General features: G+C 64.9%; 11 protein-coding genes and 4 pseudogenes. 7 read left to right on the forward strand and 8 right to left on the reverse strand.

Annotated features, from left to right (window positions below; translation table 11 throughout):
- Positions 1–66 precede the first annotated feature (66 nt).
- The 3 genes from H7F38_RS16465 (at position 67) to H7F38_RS16475 (ending at position 1,973) form a co-directional block, all read left to right on the forward strand.
- The gene (locus tag H7F38_RS16465; RefSeq protein ID WP_222618127.1) at positions 67–279 is read left to right on the forward strand and encodes an integrase core domain-containing protein; all 213 of its coding nucleotides are present in this window, start codon (positions 67–69) and stop codon (positions 277–279) included.
- A 268-nt stretch (positions 280–547) separates the two neighbouring features.
- On the forward strand, positions 548–1,093 hold the full coding sequence (locus H7F38_RS16470) for a hypothetical protein (RefSeq protein ID WP_187090853.1): 546 nt from the start codon (positions 548–550) through the stop codon (positions 1,091–1,093).
- A gap of 358 nt (positions 1,094–1,451) precedes the next feature.
- Positions 1,452–1,973 carry a hypothetical protein gene (locus H7F38_RS16475; protein WP_187090854.1) on the forward strand — a complete coding sequence of 174 codons (522 nt, stop codon included), beginning with the start codon at positions 1,452–1,454 and terminating at the stop codon, positions 1,971–1,973.
- An 89-nt stretch (positions 1,974–2,062) separates the two neighbouring features.
- Here H7F38_RS16475 and H7F38_RS16480 read toward each other — a convergent pair whose 3' ends face one another.
- The 3 genes and pseudogenes from H7F38_RS16480 to H7F38_RS16490 all read right to left on the reverse strand — a co-directional run bounded on the left by H7F38_RS16480 (position 2,063) and on the right by H7F38_RS16490 (position 6,508).
- Entirely contained in the window at positions 2,063–3,475 is a 1,413-nt protein-coding gene (locus tag H7F38_RS16480) for an IS66 family transposase (protein ID WP_187090855.1), read from the reverse strand.
- 179 nt (positions 3,476–3,654) lie between these two features.
- Positions 3,655–4,914 carry an IS110 family transposase gene (locus H7F38_RS16485; RefSeq protein ID WP_187094663.1) on the reverse strand — a complete coding sequence of 420 codons (1,260 nt, stop codon included), beginning with the start codon at positions 4,912–4,914 and terminating at the stop codon, positions 3,655–3,657.
- Between the two features lie 268 nt (positions 4,915–5,182).
- A pseudogene (locus H7F38_RS16490) lies at positions 5,183–6,508 on the reverse strand (ISL3 family transposase).
- A gap of 1,765 nt (positions 6,509–8,273) precedes the next feature.
- On the opposite strand from H7F38_RS16490, the pseudogene H7F38_RS16495 reads away from it, so the two are divergent.
- A pseudogene (locus H7F38_RS16495) lies at positions 8,274–8,675 on the forward strand (transposase); the annotation flags it as partial.
- 486 nt (positions 8,676–9,161) lie between these two features.
- On the opposite strand, the gene H7F38_RS16500 reads toward H7F38_RS16495, so the two are convergent.
- The 4 genes and pseudogenes from H7F38_RS16500 to H7F38_RS16515 form a co-directional block, all read right to left on the reverse strand.
- On the reverse strand, positions 9,162–9,650 hold the full coding sequence (locus tag H7F38_RS16500) for an IS5 family transposase (protein ID WP_370531259.1): 489 nt from the start codon (positions 9,648–9,650) through the stop codon (positions 9,162–9,164).
- Positions 9,651–9,681: 31 nt separating this feature from the next.
- A complete protein-coding gene (locus tag H7F38_RS16505; protein ID WP_187090856.1) occupies positions 9,682–9,864 on the reverse strand; it encodes a hypothetical protein in 183 nt (60 codons plus the stop codon).
- Between the two features lie 48 nt (positions 9,865–9,912).
- Complete coding sequence (locus H7F38_RS16510; protein WP_187094663.1) at positions 9,913–11,172, reverse strand: IS110 family transposase; 1,260 nt, start codon at positions 11,170–11,172, stop codon at positions 9,913–9,915.
- A gap of 268 nt (positions 11,173–11,440) precedes the next feature.
- A pseudogene (locus H7F38_RS16515) lies at positions 11,441–12,808 on the reverse strand (ISL3 family transposase).
- A 323-nt stretch (positions 12,809–13,131) separates the two neighbouring features.
- Between H7F38_RS16515 and H7F38_RS16520 the strand changes: the two are divergent.
- Positions 13,132–14,394 carry an IS110 family transposase gene (locus tag H7F38_RS16520; RefSeq protein WP_187090591.1) on the forward strand — a complete coding sequence of 421 codons (1,263 nt, stop codon included), beginning with the start codon at positions 13,132–13,134 and terminating at the stop codon, positions 14,392–14,394.
- Positions 14,395–14,485: 91 nt separating this feature from the next.
- Here H7F38_RS16520 and H7F38_RS16525 read toward each other — a convergent pair.
- Positions 14,486–14,726, reverse strand: a pseudogene (locus H7F38_RS16525) (transposase); the annotation flags it as partial.
- 169 nt (positions 14,727–14,895) lie between these two features.
- Here H7F38_RS16525 and H7F38_RS16530 point away from each other — a divergent pair.
- On the forward strand, positions 14,896–16,293 hold the full coding sequence (locus H7F38_RS16530; RefSeq protein ID WP_187090858.1) for an IS1380 family transposase: 1,398 nt from the start codon (positions 14,896–14,898) through the stop codon (positions 16,291–16,293).
- A gap of 292 nt (positions 16,294–16,585) precedes the next feature.
- Positions 16,586–17,977: an IS1380 family transposase gene (locus tag H7F38_RS16535; protein ID WP_187090859.1), complete on the forward strand. Its 1,392-nt coding sequence runs from the start codon at positions 16,586–16,588 to the stop codon at positions 17,975–17,977.
- Positions 17,978–17,986 lie beyond the last annotated feature (9 nt).

The following is a 17,986-nucleotide window of genomic DNA, read 5'->3' on the forward strand; positions in this document are numbered from 1 at the left end:
ACCAGCGGCGATGTTGCAGACAAATGTGTCGAGGTTGGATTGCGGCAATCGGTGGGTCGAACTGGGGTGTGTTGGGACAATGCGTGCTCAGAGTCGTTCTGGTCGACATTCAAGCATGAATTCTATTACCGCCGGACCTTTGTTACGATGGCGGAGTTGTATGCGGCGATTGACCGTTGGATGGTGTACTACAACACCTGGCGTAGGCACTCCAGCAACGGGCAACGCAGCCCGATCAGCTACGAGAACGCCAAGTCGCTGGCAGTCCTGGTGGCCTGACAGCTCCACCCCGTCCTCAACCGAGGTAAGCGGGACCAACTGTCCGCTGTGCCGGGGGAACCTCATACCTGCGTCTCGATCACCATCGAAATCCCCGCGTCGATGGGATCGTCGAAGGACCGGGCCATCGCACTGGCTACCACCGCGGCCCGCCAGCTCTGAACTGAGTCACCCCTGCTCATCGAACCAATCACCAACCAGAGAGCTCGCCATGACAGATCCGCACCGACACACCGTCGCGGCACTAGCTGCGTGCTTAGCCGCCGGCTTGCTGCTCATTGCATGCAGCAAGAGCACGCCCGCAGCGCACACCACATCCGCCGCACAGACCACGGCGGCCGCGACTGACGCCACCAGCGGCGCGGCCACGAACGCAGCGAGCGACGAAGCGAGCGCGCCTGCGGCCTCTGCCGCTGGCGGGAACGCCTGCTCGCTGGTCACCGAGGCGGATGCCACCACCGCGTTGGGCGCGGATCCCGGCCCCGGTACCGGTGACACCGGTGCCCACGACTCGAGTCAGTGCCACTACGGCCCCTACCAGAGCAAGTTGGTCCTGGTGAACATCACGCCAACCCAAGGCAAGTTGACCTACGACAACATGCGCAACAACGCGGGCACCGCCAAGACAGGATCCGTCGTCGACGTCGCCGGAGTGGGCGACAAGGCGTTCGAAGTCGACTCGCACGGTTCCGCTGGCATCTTCTTCCGGAAGGGTGACGCCCTGGTCGTGGTGTCAGTCGTGTTCTACCTTGCGGCCTCGCCCCCGACTGATCAAGTACGCGACCTGGCCAAGCTCGTTGCCGGCCGAATCTGAAGTCCGTGCGTGGTCAGCTCTCAGGTCACCGAGATACAACTCGAACTGCCGGTCAAGACGACCACCTACCAGCCGTCAACGACGCACCAACTCCCGGCCGTCACCACCTTCGCGGCCGAGCAAGGTCTCACCCAACACCAAGGCGAACACGCTGGTGCTGGTGGGTGACACGGTTGTCCGCCGATAGGTCCAGGCAACCTCTGAGCGCGGGGCACAGCTTCGCCGGGGTCGAAAGTCGAAGGTTTTGGTCGTCGGCAACGGCGAGCTCGTGTGTCTCATGTGCGGCGACACCTTGGCGGTACTACCTTTGGCCAAACGTTCGATATCCGAGTGTGGTCGACACCAGATTGGATATGTCATGTCTTCAGACAATCAGTACACAGCGCTCGGCCCGGCCGTCATCGGGTTCCAAACCTTCGGGACCGAAATCGACATTGGCGTCGACGCCGGCGGAAACAAGGTCGGGGTGCACGCCACCGGGCCCACCGCCGTACACGGTGAAGGTGACGTCGTCGGCGTACACGGCGAAGGTGCGGTCGGCGTTAAGGGAGTGGGTTCAGCAACCGGCGGAAGCTTCGCCGCCGAGGATCTATCGCCGCAAATCGTTTTGCAACCACAATCCGTGGAAGCTCCCAGCCGCCTCATCGACGCCACACCTCAAGAGTTCGTTCAGCCCGGGGGGCTGCCCAGGTTCGGGCAGGCCGGTGCCCTGTACATGGGCGAGTACATCACCGCCCAAGGCGACCCCAACGACTACCAACCCGGCATACACCTGTGCGTGCTCTGGATTTGTGTCAATGGAGGGAGCCACGACCAGCCCGCTCTATGGCGCCAGGTGCTCCTCGGTGACATTGTTCGCGGGACAACGGCACGCTTATGACGGTCGGAGCGGCCCCGACTGTCTTCGATGTTGAGGGCGACATCGACGGTTGCTTTCAGGAGCCGGAATGCAGGTGGTCGGGTAACTGGTCAGGTGTGGGCGGGTAGCCAGGGGTTCCTGCTGGTCAGCTGGGTGAGGGCGGCCAGGGCTGGTACGCCGTGTTTTGCGGTCGTTTGTAGGTAGGAGCGGAGGTCCGCGAAGTGTCCGGCTCCTTTTTCGGTGCGCATGGTGCCCGATATTTTCTGTCGGATCTTGGTCATGCGGATCTCTTGTTCGGCGGGGTTGTTGGTGAACGGGATCGCCGGGTCGGAGGCGAATTTGAGGTAGTCGACTTCTCTGCGGTGGATGCGGCGGGCCAGTGCTCGGTGTTTGCGGCCGATGGCGCCGTCGGGGTGGGTGGCGGCGAGGAGGGCGTGCCGGATCTTGACGGTTTCGGCGGCGATGACCGCCTGGTCGACGGGGGTGTCGGGGTGGGCGGCGGCCGCTTTGTGCAGGGTGAGCAGCGCGTCGCGGACTTGCTGCGCCCAGCACCAGGCGCCGGGCAGGTCTGTGTTGCTGGCGTGGTGGTGGTCGGTGACGGCCTGTAGCTCGCGGAGCAGATGCGCATTGCACAGCGCATGCCGCGCGGCGGTGTAGGTGTCATACGGTGCCCACGCGTCGTGGACGGCGGTGCCGGTGAAGCCGGGCAGGATGTTCATCTTGGCCATCGCTTCGGTACCGCGTCTGCGGTGGAAGAACAGTCTGGTGAAGGCCGGGGTGGACGCGGAGTGCAGCCAGTGGTTGCGACCTTCGCAGCGCAGCCCGGTCTCATCAAAGTGCACCACCGGAGAGGATTTCAAGCGGGCGGTGACCTGGGCCAAAAATTCGCCCAGGTCACCGGCGGCGCGACTGGTCACCGCGGCGACGGTGCCATCAGAGACAGGAATGCCGAACAGTTCGCTGATGGCCTGGGCGGTCCGCTTCTTGGACAGGAACTGCCCCATGAACAGATAGATGACGACCGCGCACATCACCGGCCCGTACTGCACGGGTCCGCCCGCCTGGGCGGGTGTGTCGCCGGTCGAGGTCTTCCCGCAGTGGCAGCGGCGGCTGATGATCTGATGTTCGGTGACGTGCACTTTGATCGGCGGGATGTCGAAGACCTGCCGACGTGAGCAGCCAACCTCGGTCGCATCGGCCAGATCCGATCCGCAGCCAGTGCAGCAGCTCGGTTCGTGGCGGATCACCACATCCGGGTCGGCGACCTGGGCTGAAGTCTGCCCGCGGTGCCCGTCCTGTCCGCCGGGCTTGCGTGTGGACGGCGTGCGCAGCGACCTGGTCTTCGCCTTGCCGGGTCCGTCCGCCGATGGTGGCTTCGAGGAGTTCTGCGAGTTGGTCCGCAACCGTGCTTCCAGGTCCGCGACCCGCACCTTTAATGCCGCATTCTCGGCGCGGAGGATGTTCAGTTCGGTGCGCATTTCGACGATCAGTTCCACCAGTTCGGCGTACGTCGGCTGCGTCATTCCATTATTATCGCATCAGACAACACCATTGTTCGGCGACACGCCGACACGGCTCACCCCACATAGATCGACATTCTCCGGTCTATTCGCCCAATGAATGACAGTCTATTTCACCGCGGTGAGACCTGACCAGTTACAGCGGGTCTTCATATTTAGCAGACATCCCATGTCGATTGGTGTCAAGCGGCGGGTGCCATTGCAGTTTGCGTGACGCTGGCTGAGGAGTTCCAGGCGACGGTTTCGTCGTAGAGGGTTCCGCTCTCGAGGCAGCCGTGCAGGATGCCGACGAGTCGGTTGGCGACTTGGCGGAGGGCTGCGTGGTGGCCGGTTCCGCGGGCTCGGATGGCGTCATAGTAGGCGCGGGTGCCGGGCGATCCGTTGAGGGAGCCGTAGGCCTGCAGGTGCAGGGCGACGCCGAGCCGGCGGTTGGTGGCGTGCCGGGCTAGGACGACGGATTTTTTCCCCGATGCCCTCGTGATCGGGCTCTGTCCGGAGTAGTTTTTTCGGGCGCGGGAGTTGGCGAACCGTTGCGGGTCGTCGCCGAATTCGCCCAGGACGCGGGCGGCCAGGACCGGTCCCAGGCCCGGCTGGCTCCGGTAGATCTGCGCGGCCGGGTGTCGGTCAAAATTTTCTGCCATCACCGACTGCATCGCGGTGATCTGTTCGTTGATAGCGGTCAGGATCTTGACCTGGCCGAGCACGATCGCGGCGTAGGCCGCCTCCACGGCGGCGGGTTGCCGAAGGCCCGGCGTGTGCAGCAGCGTGAGCAGTGGTCCGGCTTTGTCCTGGATGTGGTGCCGCCGCGCCGCGGCCAACGCCGACACCACCTGGCTGCGGGTGAGCCGGGCGGAGCGGGCCGGGTCCGGCGCGCGGCTGAGCAGGATGAGGGCGTCCGTGGCGGCTAAATCCGAAAATGCCTGCACCGCAACGGGAAAGAAGTCAAGTAGTGCCGATCGGAGGCGCAGCACGTGCCGGACACGTTCCCAGATCAAGTTTTGATGAGCACGGCCCAGTAGCTTCACCGCGTCGGCCAGGTTGGTGTCCCCGGCGATCTCGCGGTGATGGGCTCGGTCTAGCCGGACGATCTCGGCTAGGACGTGGGCGTCGCCGGCGTCGCTTTTGGCCCCCGAGGTGGAGTACCGGTCGCGGTAGCGGGCCGAGGACATCGGGTTGATCGCGTAGACGTGGTAGCCCGATGCTCGTAGGGCGACCACCCAGGAGCCGCGGTCGGTTTCGATGCCGACGAAGACCCGGTCGGCGGTCTGCTCAGGGGTGAGGTCGACCCAGTCGGCGGGGGCATGCTCGGCGACCAGCGCGTGCAGCTTCGCGATTCCGTCCAGTCCCTCGGGCAGTCTGGCGCGGCTGAGCCGCCGCCCGGTGTCGTCCTCGATCTCGATGTCGTGGTGGTCCTCGGCCCAGTCGTCGCCGATCATCAACAGCATTGGCCCCAGCTCTTCCCTTGTCCGTGTCTGGCCTGGTGGAACGGGCGGGCAGCATGCGGAGGCTTCTGCGACCTAATGAACAAGTGCTCACGTCCAACCGCCCGGGCACGACATCTCATCAGCAGTTTCCAGCCGCCGGCAACCGGTGGGCGCACGGTCTGCTAATAGGCATCCCCGAAGAGGCGGTGCCCGGGGCTAAAGGAGTGCTGACCCACCGGCTGCTGTCGTCATCAAGCCTTCCAGAGTTCAGGCTTGATAGCTCTCATTAGGGCTTGAGCGTGGTTGCCGCCCGGCGTGATGCGCGGGTGCAGGCGAATCGTATCCGGCGTTTCTGGTTGGTGGGGTTACGGAACCCGAACGCGATGCGGCCGATGTGCTTGACGATCCGGTTGTAGCCTTCGGACCGGCCGTTGCTGATGCCGGTGAAGATCCCTTCGATGATGGAGGATCGCCAGTCGTCGACGGTCTGCGCGAGGCGGCGGATCTGCGCCGATGTCGATGTGGTCGGCGCAGAACATCTGGAAGTCGGTGAGTCGCTGCCAGACCAGCGCCCAGTCTGGTTCGGTGCCGGCCAGCTTCAGCAGGTGACGGAGCAGTTCCTTTGCTCGCCAACAGTTGTGCAACCCGCCGGTGGGGTCGGCGGCCTTCATTGCCTGGAACATCTTGACCCGTTCCGCGGCGGTCAGCGTCTCGCCGGCGCGCAGCAGAGGAGTTGCGCCCGCGCCCACTCGGGGTCGATCTTGCGGCCCCGGCGGCCGCGGTTGGTCCAGGCCAGTTCCCGCCGGTAGTCGGTGACGGCCCGGTTGGCCAAGGCGACCAGGTGGAAGCGGTCCAGGATGACGATCGCGTGGGGCAGCGCTTCCCGGACGACCTTGGCGTAGGTCGCCGAGGTGTCGATCGCGACGTGCGTGATGCCGGCCCGCCACGCATCGGTCTGAGCCTCGATCCATTCGATGACCGTCTTGGAGCTGCGGCCGTTGACCTGCGCGAACAGCCCACCAGGGCCGCTGATGTCGACCAGCCCGGTGTCGAACCGGTCGATCCATACCTTCACCCCGGTGTCGGTCGCGATCTCGTAGCGGCCCTTGCCGCGGCGGGTCTCGTCGATGCCCAGCACTGTCACGGCCGGCGGTGGCCCGGCAACGGGGATCATCAGCTCGGCGTACGCGACGAACGCGCGGTGCGCGATCGGCCAGGTCATGCCGTACTCGCCGGCGACGTCGGACACCGACCGGGTGTGTTCGCCGATCGCCTCGGCGGCCCGTTGCCGCAGCCGGGTCGTCAACCGGGACCGGGCGGGGATGCCCGGCAGCGATTCGGTGAACGACTTCCGTTCACACCAGACGACTTTGCAGTGCCACTTCTGTTTGCGCCACAACAGGATCGGGACATCCGGTCCGATCGTCACGTCCCTCGGCCGCGTCGTGACCCAGCCTTTCGGCGAGCTGGACTGCTCACCGCACTGCGGGCACCACCCCGCCAATTCCGGGTCCGTCACACACTGGGCGACCCGCCGGCCGTCCGCGTCCAACCGGACGTCGATGACCTGCAATCCTTCGATTCCTAACAGCAGTGAACTACCCTGATCCATGGCTGGTGGTCCTTCGGTCTGGATGCGTGAGAACAACCAGTTTGCAAGGACTACCAGCCCTCAACCCCGCCGACGCGCCGCCGCCCGTCAGGCCACCCCAGCCCTACCAAGTTCGAAGAGCCGGTTAAGCGGCTCTAGCGCACACGGTACAATTCTGTTAAGTTGTATGATCAGAGATCAGAGTTCGATAGGGGAGGAAAAGTGTTCAGAATTGCGAAAGTTGTGGCTGCCATCGTCCTAGCGGCGGTGACCGCGTCGGCAGGTGTCGGCGTTGCACAAGCGGCTTCCCCGCAGACCCACTCCGGCACCGCTGAGCCACTCAACGTGCTCAGGTCTGGTGAGAGCCTTTCGACCGCGGTAGGCGGGCGAAGTTTCATGCAGTCGCCGTCCGGCGAATTTCAGCTAGTAATTGAGGACTCTATTGAAGGCTTCGGCATAAATCAGCACGCAGCTGTACCTTCGGATGCGTATTTCTCATCTCCAACTTGGTTAATCGGCTTTCCCGGGGTGCAGGACCATCCCTCCCTAAAGCTGCAGACCGATGGAAATTTGGTGTTGTACAACCTGAAGGGTAAGGCCCTCTGGAACTCCCACACCGCTGGTAGCGGGGCAGGTAGCGTTCTCTACCTGCAGGATGACGGAAACCTAGTTCTGCGCTCTGCGACAGGCAAGGTGAGTTGGGCTGCAGGGTCGTCCCGGGTAATACTAAGGCAGGGGCAGGCCCTCGCGCCAGGCCGATATCTAGAGTATATGTATCCCGATATGAGTCATACATATCGTTTAACCATGTGGTCCGACGGCGATCTAGTTTATGCGGAAAGCGGCTATGTTTTGTGGTCTTCGAACACACATGTGCGTGGTTCATCTCTGGTGATGCAGTCCGACGGGAATCTTGTTGTTCGCACCCCTAGTGGTCGCCCCGTGTGGTCCAGTAAGACATTTGGGTACGGTCCGAATACCTGGTTCCAAGTTGACGCATTCCAACTAGAGATAGACCACTTCACATTGCAGGGTGAGACCACGAAGTTCCTTTTTTAACTCTACCACCTAACGCTGTGCAACATCTTGCAACGGCTAGAGCAGTCTGACCAGCAACCCCGACACCGACTTCAAGCGAGCCGCACTATAGAGGATCCCGTTGCGGTGACGACCGCCGGTGGTGTCGTCCCGTCACCGGTCAACGTTCCGCTCGCGGTGCCACGATGAGGAAAAAGGATGCGCTGCAGGTGGAGGCAAGACTTGCCTTGGTCGACTGAAGGCGTTTTAGGTCTGCGGGCCGTCCTCCAGTGTGGTCCTTCACCCTCGGCTGACCTCAGAATGATGGCCGCTGGCTCACGGGCAGCCGAACACAGGCCATACAAGTCCAGGAGCCGCCTTGGCATAGCGGCCAGGCCGAGGGCGACTGACCTTCATGGCATGCTCTTGGTCATGGGACACCTTTCCGGGCAGCCAGATCAACCGCCACGGCCGGTGGAACAGCCCACAGGGCCACACCCAGCACCTGCAGACCTGGACGGTCGGGATGCGATCAGATCCGATGCCGGCGGGGATGTCCACAGCGCACCGACCGAGGCGACCGTGACGATCCAGGCAGACGCCTCCAGGTACTGGAAGTTGCACGGACGCACCCACATCGGCCTACTGGTGCTGGCACTGGTCGTCGTGTTCCTGGAATCCTTTCGGCGTGGCCTGCACACCACCTCCGGCGCGCTGGTCACGGTGCTCACCGTATACCTGGCAGTGACCGGCCGGACCTGGTGGCAGCCTGTCGTATTCGGTGGGGTTCGGGCTGACGCAGGACATCGTCGACAAGATCAACCTGATCCCCGACCAAGGGTGGACACCGGCCTACGACGGCGATGGGAAGGTCCGCGACGGGGCGTGGGTCACCGAACTGACCGGGATGTTGGACCTGGCGACGTGGCCGGCAGGGATGCGGGTGATCGTGCGGGCCGAACGTCCGCACCCCGGGGCGCAGTTGCGGTTCACCGACTCAGGCGGGAACCGGCTGACCGCGTTTGTCACCAACACCACCGGCGGGCAACTCGCGGACCTGGAGTTGCGGCACCGCCACCGGGCCCGCTGCGAGGACCGGATCCGCAACGCGAAAGACACCGGCCTGCGGAACCTGCCCTTGACTGCGTTCGCGCAAAATCAGATCTGGGTCGTGACCCTGATCTGAAAGCTCCCACGCGATGCCGATAATGAACATTATGTCAGGTAGTGACAGGGTGTGGGCGAAATCTACCCTTGCTGCTCCTTTCGTCATCCCCGTACCTGACCGGTGGGAACTGGTTGCCCGGGGTAACGTCAGCAACGTGACGCTGATCGAAATGGCCAACGGCAGGGCGACCCGCACCGCCGCTCCTGAGGCTCGCATATGAGAGTCAAACGGTCGGCGCAAAGGCGGCGACTATCACTCGTGCTTACGTTCACGGCGGTGGCGGTTATCGCTGCAGCTGCACTCTTTACGAGTCAGATTCTCAAATCGGCGGACCCTTCCAGCAACCCTACGGCTACACAGATATCGGCGATGCCGGTCATTTTAGATATTCATTGGGAGTTGCAATCGATCACAATAGCGAATACTACCTCAGTTGTTGCGCAGCCGTCGCACTATTCGATAGAACTCCTTTCCAGTGGCGCAGCGAGCCTAGGGCGTGTCCCGTGGATCGTTCTCCGTTAGATGCCTGAGCCAGATTCCGATGCTGGCGACGTCGACGGTGCCTCGGTAGACGAACTCCCGTTTGTCATACCGGGTGGCGACCGCGCGGTAGCCGCGTAGCCGGTTGAACGTCCGCTCCACGGTGTTGCGGTCCTTGTAGATTTCCTTGTCGAATTTGGGTGGCCGACCACCACGGGAACCCTTGGACAGGCGACCGTTGATCTGGTTCACCGGCTCCGGGATGGTCGCCTTGATACCCCTACGCCGCAACGACTTACGGATTCTGCCGCTGGAATACGCCTTGTCCGCCAACACCCGATCCGGTCGGGTCCTAGGCCGCCCATCACGGCCGCGCACGATCCGAATATCGGCCAGCACCGCGGTGAACGCCAACGCGTCATGCCGCTGACCAGCCGAGATGACCCGCCCCACCGGCCGACACTTCGAATCAGCCGCCATGTGGATCTTCGTCGTCACCCCGCCGCGGCTACGCCCCAAACCCTCCCGATCAACGACCGGCGGCGGCCGATCCGCAGAATTCTTGTAGTTCGATAGTGCCCCCTGTGTCTTTGAGGGCCTTGATCGGAGCCTCCAACACGACGCTGGCAAGGACGGCGGCGGGGATGTCCTTCGGCGGTTCGTGCCGGGCACCTGCCGCGTGGTGATGCGCCCGGATCACCGTCGCATCCACCCCCAACGCGGCTCTTCAGAATTAGCAGACATCCCATGTCGATTGGTGTCAAGCGGCGGGTGCCATTGCAGTTTGCGTGACGCTGGCTGAGGAGTTCCAGGCGACGGTTTCGTCGTAGAGGGTTCCGCTCTCGAGGCAGCCGTGCAGGATGCCGACGAGTCGGTTGGCGACTTGGCGGAGGGCTGCGTGGTGGCCGGTTCCGCGGGCTCGGATGGCGTCATAGTAGGCGCGGGTGCCGGGCGATCCGTTGAGGGAGCCGTAGGCCTGCAGGTGCAGGGCGACGCCGAGCCGGCGGTTGGTGGCGTGCCGGGCTAGGACGACGGATTTTTTCCCCGATGCCCTCGTGATCGGGCTCTGTCCGGAGTAGTTTTTTCGGGCGCGGGAGTTGGCGAACCGTTGCGGGTCGTCGCCGAATTCGCCCAGGACGCGGGCGGCCAGGACCGGTCCCAGGCCCGGCTGGCTCCGGTAGATCTGCGCGGCCGGGTGTCGGTCAAAATTTTCTGCCATCACCGACTGCATCGCGGTGATCTGTTCGTTGATAGCGGTCAGGATCTTGACCTGGCCGAGCACGATCGCGGCGTAGGCCGCCTCCACGGCGGCGGGTTGCCGAAGGCCCGGCGTGTGCAGCAGCGTGAGCAGTGGTCCGGCTTTGTCCTGGATGTGGTGCCGCCGCGCCGCGGCCAACGCCGACACCACCTGGCTGCGGGTGAGCCGGGCGGAGCGGGCCGGGTCCGGCGCGCGGCTGAGCAGGATGAGGGCGTCCGTGGCGGCTAAATCCGAAAATGCCTGCACCGCAACGGGAAAGAAGTCAAGTAGTGCCGATCGGAGGCGCAGCACGTGCCGGACACGTTCCCAGATCAAGTTTTGATGAGCACGGCCCAGTAGCTTCACCGCGTCGGCCAGGTTGGTGTCCCCGGCGATCTCGCGGTGATGGGCTCGGTCTAGCCGGACGATCTCGGCTAGGACGTGGGCGTCGCCGGCGTCGCTTTTGGCCCCCGAGGTGGAGTACCGGTCGCGGTAGCGGGCCGAGGACATCGGGTTGATCGCGTAGACGTGGTAGCCCGATGCTCGTAGGGCGACCACCCAGGAGCCGCGGTCGGTTTCGATGCCGACGAAGACCCGGTCGGCGGTCTGCTCAGGGGTGAGGTCGACCCAGTCGGCGGGGGCATGCTCGGCGACCAGCGCGTGCAGCTTCGCGATTCCGTCCAGTCCCTCGGGCAGTCTGGCGCGGCTGAGCCGCCGCCCGGTGTCGTCCTCGATCTCGATGTCGTGGTGGTCCTCGGCCCAGTCGTCGCCGATCATCAACAGCATTGGCCCCAGCTCTTCCCTTGTCCGTGTCTGGCCTGGTGGAACGGGCGGGCAGCATGCGGAGGCTTCTGCGACCTAATGAACAAGTGCTCACGTCCAACCGCCCGGGCACGACATCTCATCAGCAGTTTCCAGCCGCCGGCAACCGGTGGGCGCACGGTCTGCTAATAGGCATCCCCGAAGAGGCGGTGCCCGGGGCTAAAGGAGTGCTGACCCACCGGCTGCTGTCGTCATCAAGCCTTCCAGAGTTCAGGCTTGATAGCTCTCATTAGGGGCGTAGCGCTGTAATCCTGGATCGCACCGGCCGGGTTCGGCGGGTGCAGGCCCATCGTATGCGGCGGCGTTGGTTGTCGGTGTTGGGCGAACCCGAATGCGATCCGTCCGATGTGCTTGACGATCCGGTTGTAGCCTTCGCTGCGGGCATTGGACAGGCCGGTGTCGATGGCGGCGATGATCGGTTGCTGCCAGGTGTCGACGGTGGTGGCCAGGGTGTGGATCTCCGGGACCTTGCAGGCGGCGGCGAACGTGTAGAACTCCTCCAGGGCGGCGGCGATCTGCCAGCGCAGTGCGCCGCGGTACTTGCACGCCATCACCTTCCGGAGCAGCTCCTTGGTGATCCACGCTGCGACGAGATCCCCGTCCGGGTCGAAGCTTTCAAGCTTGAGAAACATCTTCTGCTGCTGGTCGTCGGTGAGGCGCTCAACGCCGCGGAGCAGCCGCCGGCGGCTCGTCCACTCCGGGTCGCACGCCCGTCCTCGTCGACCACGCAGGGCTTGCGTGGTGCGCCGCCGGACGTCGTCGATCATCTGGTTCGCCAACTTCACGACGTGGAAATGATCCACCACGATCCGGGCGTGCGGCAGCGCGCGGCGGACCGCTTTGGCGTAGCCGGCGGACATGTCGATCGCCACGTGCGTGATCCCGGCGCGGAACTCGGCGCTCTGTGCGTTGAGCCAGTCGACGACGGTGGCGACGTCGCGGCCGTTGACCTGCGCCAACAGGCCCTGATCGCCGCTGATGTCCACCAGGCCGGTGTCGAACCGGTCCACCCACGTCCGGATGCCGGTGGCGGGGTCGGTCTCCCACTTGGCCTTGCCCCGTCTGGTCTCATCGATGCCCAACACCCGGACCGGCAGCAACTCGGTGGCCAGGACCGGGTCGGCCATCGCCACCACCGCCCGGTGGCAGGTGTTCCAGGTGGTGCCCCAAGCGGCGGACACCTCGGCGACCGAGCGCCAACCGTCCAACACGGCCGCGGCCATCTCCGCCTTCGCGCGGACGGTGAACCGTGCCCCCGGCGGGATCTGCGGGACCGACTCGGTGAACTGCTTACGGACGCAGGAGGTATTGCGGCACAACCACTTCTGCTTGCACCACAACAGGTTGGGGAAGTCCGGGCCAACCTTCACATCCTTCGGGCGGGTCACCACCCACCCCTTGGACCGGGTCGAGACGACCGCACATTGCGGGCACCGACCGACCCACGCCGGCGCCGTCAACACCCGGACGTCGCGCGATCCGTCGGCGCCGATGCCGACGAGGTCGACGTCGATATCGGTCAACCCGAGAAGCAGTGAACTACAGTTGGACATGCTCGCGCCTCTTGTTCCTGGATGCCTGAGAACACCCAGTTCACAAGGGCGCGAGCCCCAGATCAGCCACCGACACGGATGCCGCTGCTCACAACCCCCCGGCCCCTAATGAGAGCAATCGGGTCTCACATCTGCGAGGCTTGGTTGCGACAGCAGCCGGTGGGTCAGCACTCCTCTAGCCCCGGGCACCGCCACTTCGGGGATGCCTATTGGTAGACCGTGCGCCCACCGGTTGCCGGCGGCTCGAACTGCTGATGAGATGTCGTGCCCGGGCGGTTGACGTGAGCACTGGTTCATTAGGTCGCAGAAGCCACCGCATGCTGCCGTGTGTTCCATCAAGGCTGTGGACAACGGAAGGACTGGGCCAATGCGGTTGATGATCGGCGACGACTGGGCCGAAGATCACCACGACATCGAAATCGAGGATGAGACCGGGCGGCGCTTGTGCAAAGCCAGGCTCCCGGAGGGATTGCCCGGGATCTCCAGGCTCCATGAGCTGATCGCTCAGCACGCCCCGAGCGACTGGACGGACCTCACGCCAGAGCTGGCCGCGGACCTGGTCTTCGTCGGCACCGAGACCGACCGCGGTCCGTGGGTGGTGGCATTGCGGGCAGCCGGCTATCACGTGTTCGCGATCAACCCGATGTCTTCGGCCCGCTACCGGGAGCGGCACAGCACTTCCGGTGCTAAGAGCGACGCCGGTGATGCTCACGTCTTGGCAGAAATAGTCCGCGTCGACCGAGATCACCACCGCGAGATCGCCGGTGACACCGATCTGGCCGATGCAGTGAAGCTGCTGGCCCGCGCCCACCAGAACCTCATCTGGGAACGAGTTCGTCACACCTTACGGATGCGGTCAGCGCTGTTGGAATTCTTTCCCGTTGCGGTGCAGGCATTCCCGGATCTGGCTGCCGCCGATGCGCTGATCCTGCTCGGTCGCGCACCTGACCCTGACCGAGCCGCAAAACTGACCCGTGGCCAGGTGGTGTCGGCCTTGACCGCAGCTCGCCGACACCACGTGGACGATCGGGTCGAACCACTGCGAGCACTGCTGCGGCAACCAGCTCTGCGGCAACCTCCCACCCTCGAGGCGGCCTACGCCGCCGTGGTCGCCAGCCAGGTCAAGGTGCTCACAGCACTGAACGAGCAGATCACTGCACTGCAGGCTGTGATGACACAAAATTTTGATCGACACCCGGCCGCCCAGATCTACCTGAGCCAGCCGGGCCTCGGACCAATCCTGGCCGCCCGGGTACTGGGCGAATTCGGGGACGACGACACGCGATTCATTAACTCCCGCGCCAGGAAGAACTACTCTGGCCAAAGCCCGATTACCCGCGCATCGGGGAAGAAGACCACGGTGATGGCCCGCTACGCCACGAACCGCCGACTCGGAGTGGCCCTGCACCTGCAGGCATACGGCGCCCTCAACGGATCACCAGGTACCCGCGCGTACTACGACACCATCCGAGCAAGGGGAACCAACCACCACGCCGCTCTCCGCCAGGTTGCCAACCGCCTGGTCGGCATCCTCCACGGGTGCCTAGACTCTGGCACCCTCTATGACGAGACAGTAGCGTGGCCGGCCGAACCCATCAACACGCGGGAACCGATGACCTCAGCTGCTTGACACGACTCGACATGGGATGTCTACCAACTCTGAAGAGCCCCCAACGCCCACTCACCGACATCGCCGTGATCGCAGTCCGCCCGCAGCATCGACAGCACCCGCTGCCAGGTACCGTCCCCTGACCAGCAACGATGCCGGTTGTACACCGTCTTCCAATTGCCGTAACACTCCGGGAGATCCCGCCACGCCGAACCGGACCTGGTCCGCCACAGCACCCCGTCGACGACCCTGCGGTGATCGACCCACCGACCACCCCGAATCGGGGTCCGATCCGGTAGCAAAGGCTCCAACCGGGCCCACTGCTCATCCGACAAATCATGACGATTCTGCACAAATCAGAGTCTGTCGGAACCGACCTCCAAGATCCGCGGGACACGCCCTAGCCTCGCGCTTTCACGCAGATACTGGATTTGGTGTTTCAAAGTGAGGGAAAGGTGCTCTCACCTGCGATAATGAGGGTCTCTAAGGTCCATATCGTCAGCAAACAGGAGCACCTTTCTGATGCCGAACCCTACCGGTTTCTACCCGCCGTTGACAGTGGACACGACCGCGAAGCGGGTGGTGTCCCACGCCGGTGCTGTGCTGCTGGTCACCACCGCCGGGAAGGTCGGGTTGGACCGGGCTTTGTCTGCCGCGTTGGAGCCGTGGCGCAAGCAGTGGGCGGTGCTGGATCCGGGGAAGATCCTGCTGGACCTGGCGATCAGCGTCGCCATCGGCGGGGACTGCCTGGCCGACATCTCGGCGTTGCGGTCTGAGCCGGCGGTGTTCGGGCGGGTCGCCTCCGACCCGACCGTGTCCCGGCTGATCGACGCGTTGGCAGCGACCCCGCAGGCCGCTTTGGCGGCGATCAACCAGGCCAGAGCAACTGTCAGACAGCGGGTGTGGAAGATGGCCGGGAAGGACGCCCCCGACTTCGAGATATCCCGGGACCGGCCGTTGATCATCGACCTGGACGCCACCTTGATCACCTCCCACTCGGAGAAGGAACTGGCGGCGCCGACCTACAAGAAGGGCTTCGGGTTCCACCCGCTCGGGTCGTGGGTGGACCACGGCCCCGACGGCACCGGTGAGCCACTGTCGATGATGCTGCGCCCCGGAAGGGCCGGATCCAACACCGCCGCCGACCACATCGCGGTCACCAAGGATGCGTTGCGGCAGTTGCCCTTCAACCGCCGCGGTGGCCGGATCGGGCGCAGGGTGCTGGTCCGCGCCGACAGCGGCGGCGGCACCCACGAATACCTGAAGTGGCTGGCCGGGCAGGGCCTGTCGTATTCGGTGGGGTTCGGGCTGACGCAGGACATCGTCGACAAGATCAACCTGATCCCCGACCAAGGGTGGACCCCGGCCTACGACGGCGATGGGAAGGTCCGCGACGGGGCGTGGGTCACCGAACTCACCGGCCTGCTGGACCTGTCAACGTGGCCGGCAGGGATGCGGGTGATCGTCCGGGCCGAACGTCCGCACCCCGGGGCGCAGCTGCGGTTCACCGACTCAGGCGGCAACCGGCTGACCGCGTTCGTCACCAACACCACCGGCGGGCAACTCGCGGACCTGGAGTTGCGGCACCGCCACCGGGCCCGCTGCGAAGACCGGATCCGCAACGCGAAAGACACCGGCCTGCGGAACCTGCCCTTGACTGCGTTCGCGCAAAATCAGATCTGGGTCGCCGTCGTCCAGCTCGCTACGGAGCTGACCGCGTGGCTGCAGATGCTCGCGCTGACCGGCACCGGCGCCCGCCGGTGGGAACCGAAACGGCTGCGGTTGCAGCTGTTCTCCGTCGCCGGGACCATTGCGCGCCGATCCCGACGGGTCTGGCTGCGGCTGTCCGGGCACGCCCCGCACCAGCACCTGTTCGCCACCGGCCTGACCCGACTGCACGCCCTCAAGCAGGCCACCTGACCGCAGCACCCCCACCCCGACCAACATCGAGAAGACCCACCGGAACGTGGAATCCGGCACCACCCAGATGACCCACCGGGGCTTCGACGAACCCGCAGACATGCCCGTCGGTGCGAAACACCAGATCTATCGCGCCGAGGAAAGGCCGGGCGTCTCACGAAAGATTGAGGCTAGCCTCGCGCTTTCACGCGGATACTGACCGGGGTGTTTCGAAGTAAGCGAAAGGTGCCCCTACCTGCGATAATGAGGGTCTTCGAGGTCCACATCGTCAGCAAACTGGAGCACCTTTCTGATGCAGCAGCCTACCGGCTTCTACCCGCCGTTGACAGTGGACACGACCGCGAAGCGGGTGGTGTCCCACGCCGGTGCGGTGCTGCTGGTCGCCACGGCCGGCAGGGTCGGTTTGGACCGGGAGTTGTCGGCGGCGTTGGCGCCGTGGCGCAAGCAGTGGGCAGTGCTGGACCCGGGGAAGATCCTGCTGGACCTGGCGATCAGCGTCGCCATCGGCGGGGACTGCCTGGCCGACATCGCGGCGCTGCGCAGCGAACCCGCGGTGTTCGGGCGGGTCGCGTCCGACCCCACGGTGTCCCGGCTGATCAACACGTTGGCCGCCACCCCGCAGGCGGCGTTGGCGGCGATCAACCGCGCCAGAAGCGTTGTCCGCGATCGGGTGTGGAGACTGGCCGGGAAGGATGCCCCCGACTTCGAGGCGTCGCGGGACCGGCCGTTGATCATCGACCTGGACGCCACGTTGATCACCGCCCACTCGGACAAAGAGTGGGCGGCGCCGACCTACAAGAAAGGCTTCGGGTTCCATCCGTTGGGGTCGTGGGTCGATCACGGCCCGGACGGCACCGGCGAGCCGCTGTCGATGATGCTCCGCACCGGTCGGGCCGGCGCCAACACCGCCGCCGATCACATCGCGGTCACCAAAGACGCGTTGCGGCAGTTACCGTTCGCCCGCCGCGGCGGTCGGATCGGCCGGATCGGCCAGAAGGTGTTGATCCGCGCCGACGGTGGCGGCGGCACCCACGAATTCCTGGGATGGCTGGCCGGACAGGGACTGTCGTACTCGGTGGGGTTCGGGTTGTCGCAGGACATCGTGGACAAGATCAACCAGATCCCCGACCAGGGCTGGACCCCGGCCTACGACGGCGACGGGAAGGTCCGCGACGGGGCGTGGGTCACCGAACCGACCGGGATGCTGACGTTGAAGACGTGGCCGCCGGGAATGCGGGTCATCGTGCGGGCCGAACGTCCGCATCCCGGGGCGCAGTTGCGGTTCACCGACGTCGACGGGAACCGGTTGACCGCGTTTGTCACCAACACCACCGGTGGGCAACTCGCAGATCTGGAGTTGCGGCACCGGCACCGGGCCCGCTGCGAGGACCGGATCCGCGGCGCCAAGGACACCGGATTGCGGAACCTGCCGCTCACCGGGTTCGCGCAGAACCAGATCTGGGTCGCCGTCGTCCAGTTGGCCACCGAGCTGACCGCCTGGTTGCAGATGCTGGCCTTGACGGGTACCGGAGCGCGCCGTTGGGAACCGAAACGACTGAGGCTTCAACTGTTCTCCGTCGCCGGGATCATCGCCCGCCGATCCCGACGCACCTACCTTCGGCTGTCCGGGCACGCCCCGCACCGGCACCTGTTCACCACCGGCCTGACCCGACTGCACACCTGAGCAGCCCGG

The sequence above is a fragment of the Nakamurella sp. PAMC28650 genome, from assembly GCF_014303395.1.
Taxonomy (GTDB): domain Bacteria; phylum Actinomycetota; class Actinomycetes; order Mycobacteriales; family Nakamurellaceae; genus Nakamurella.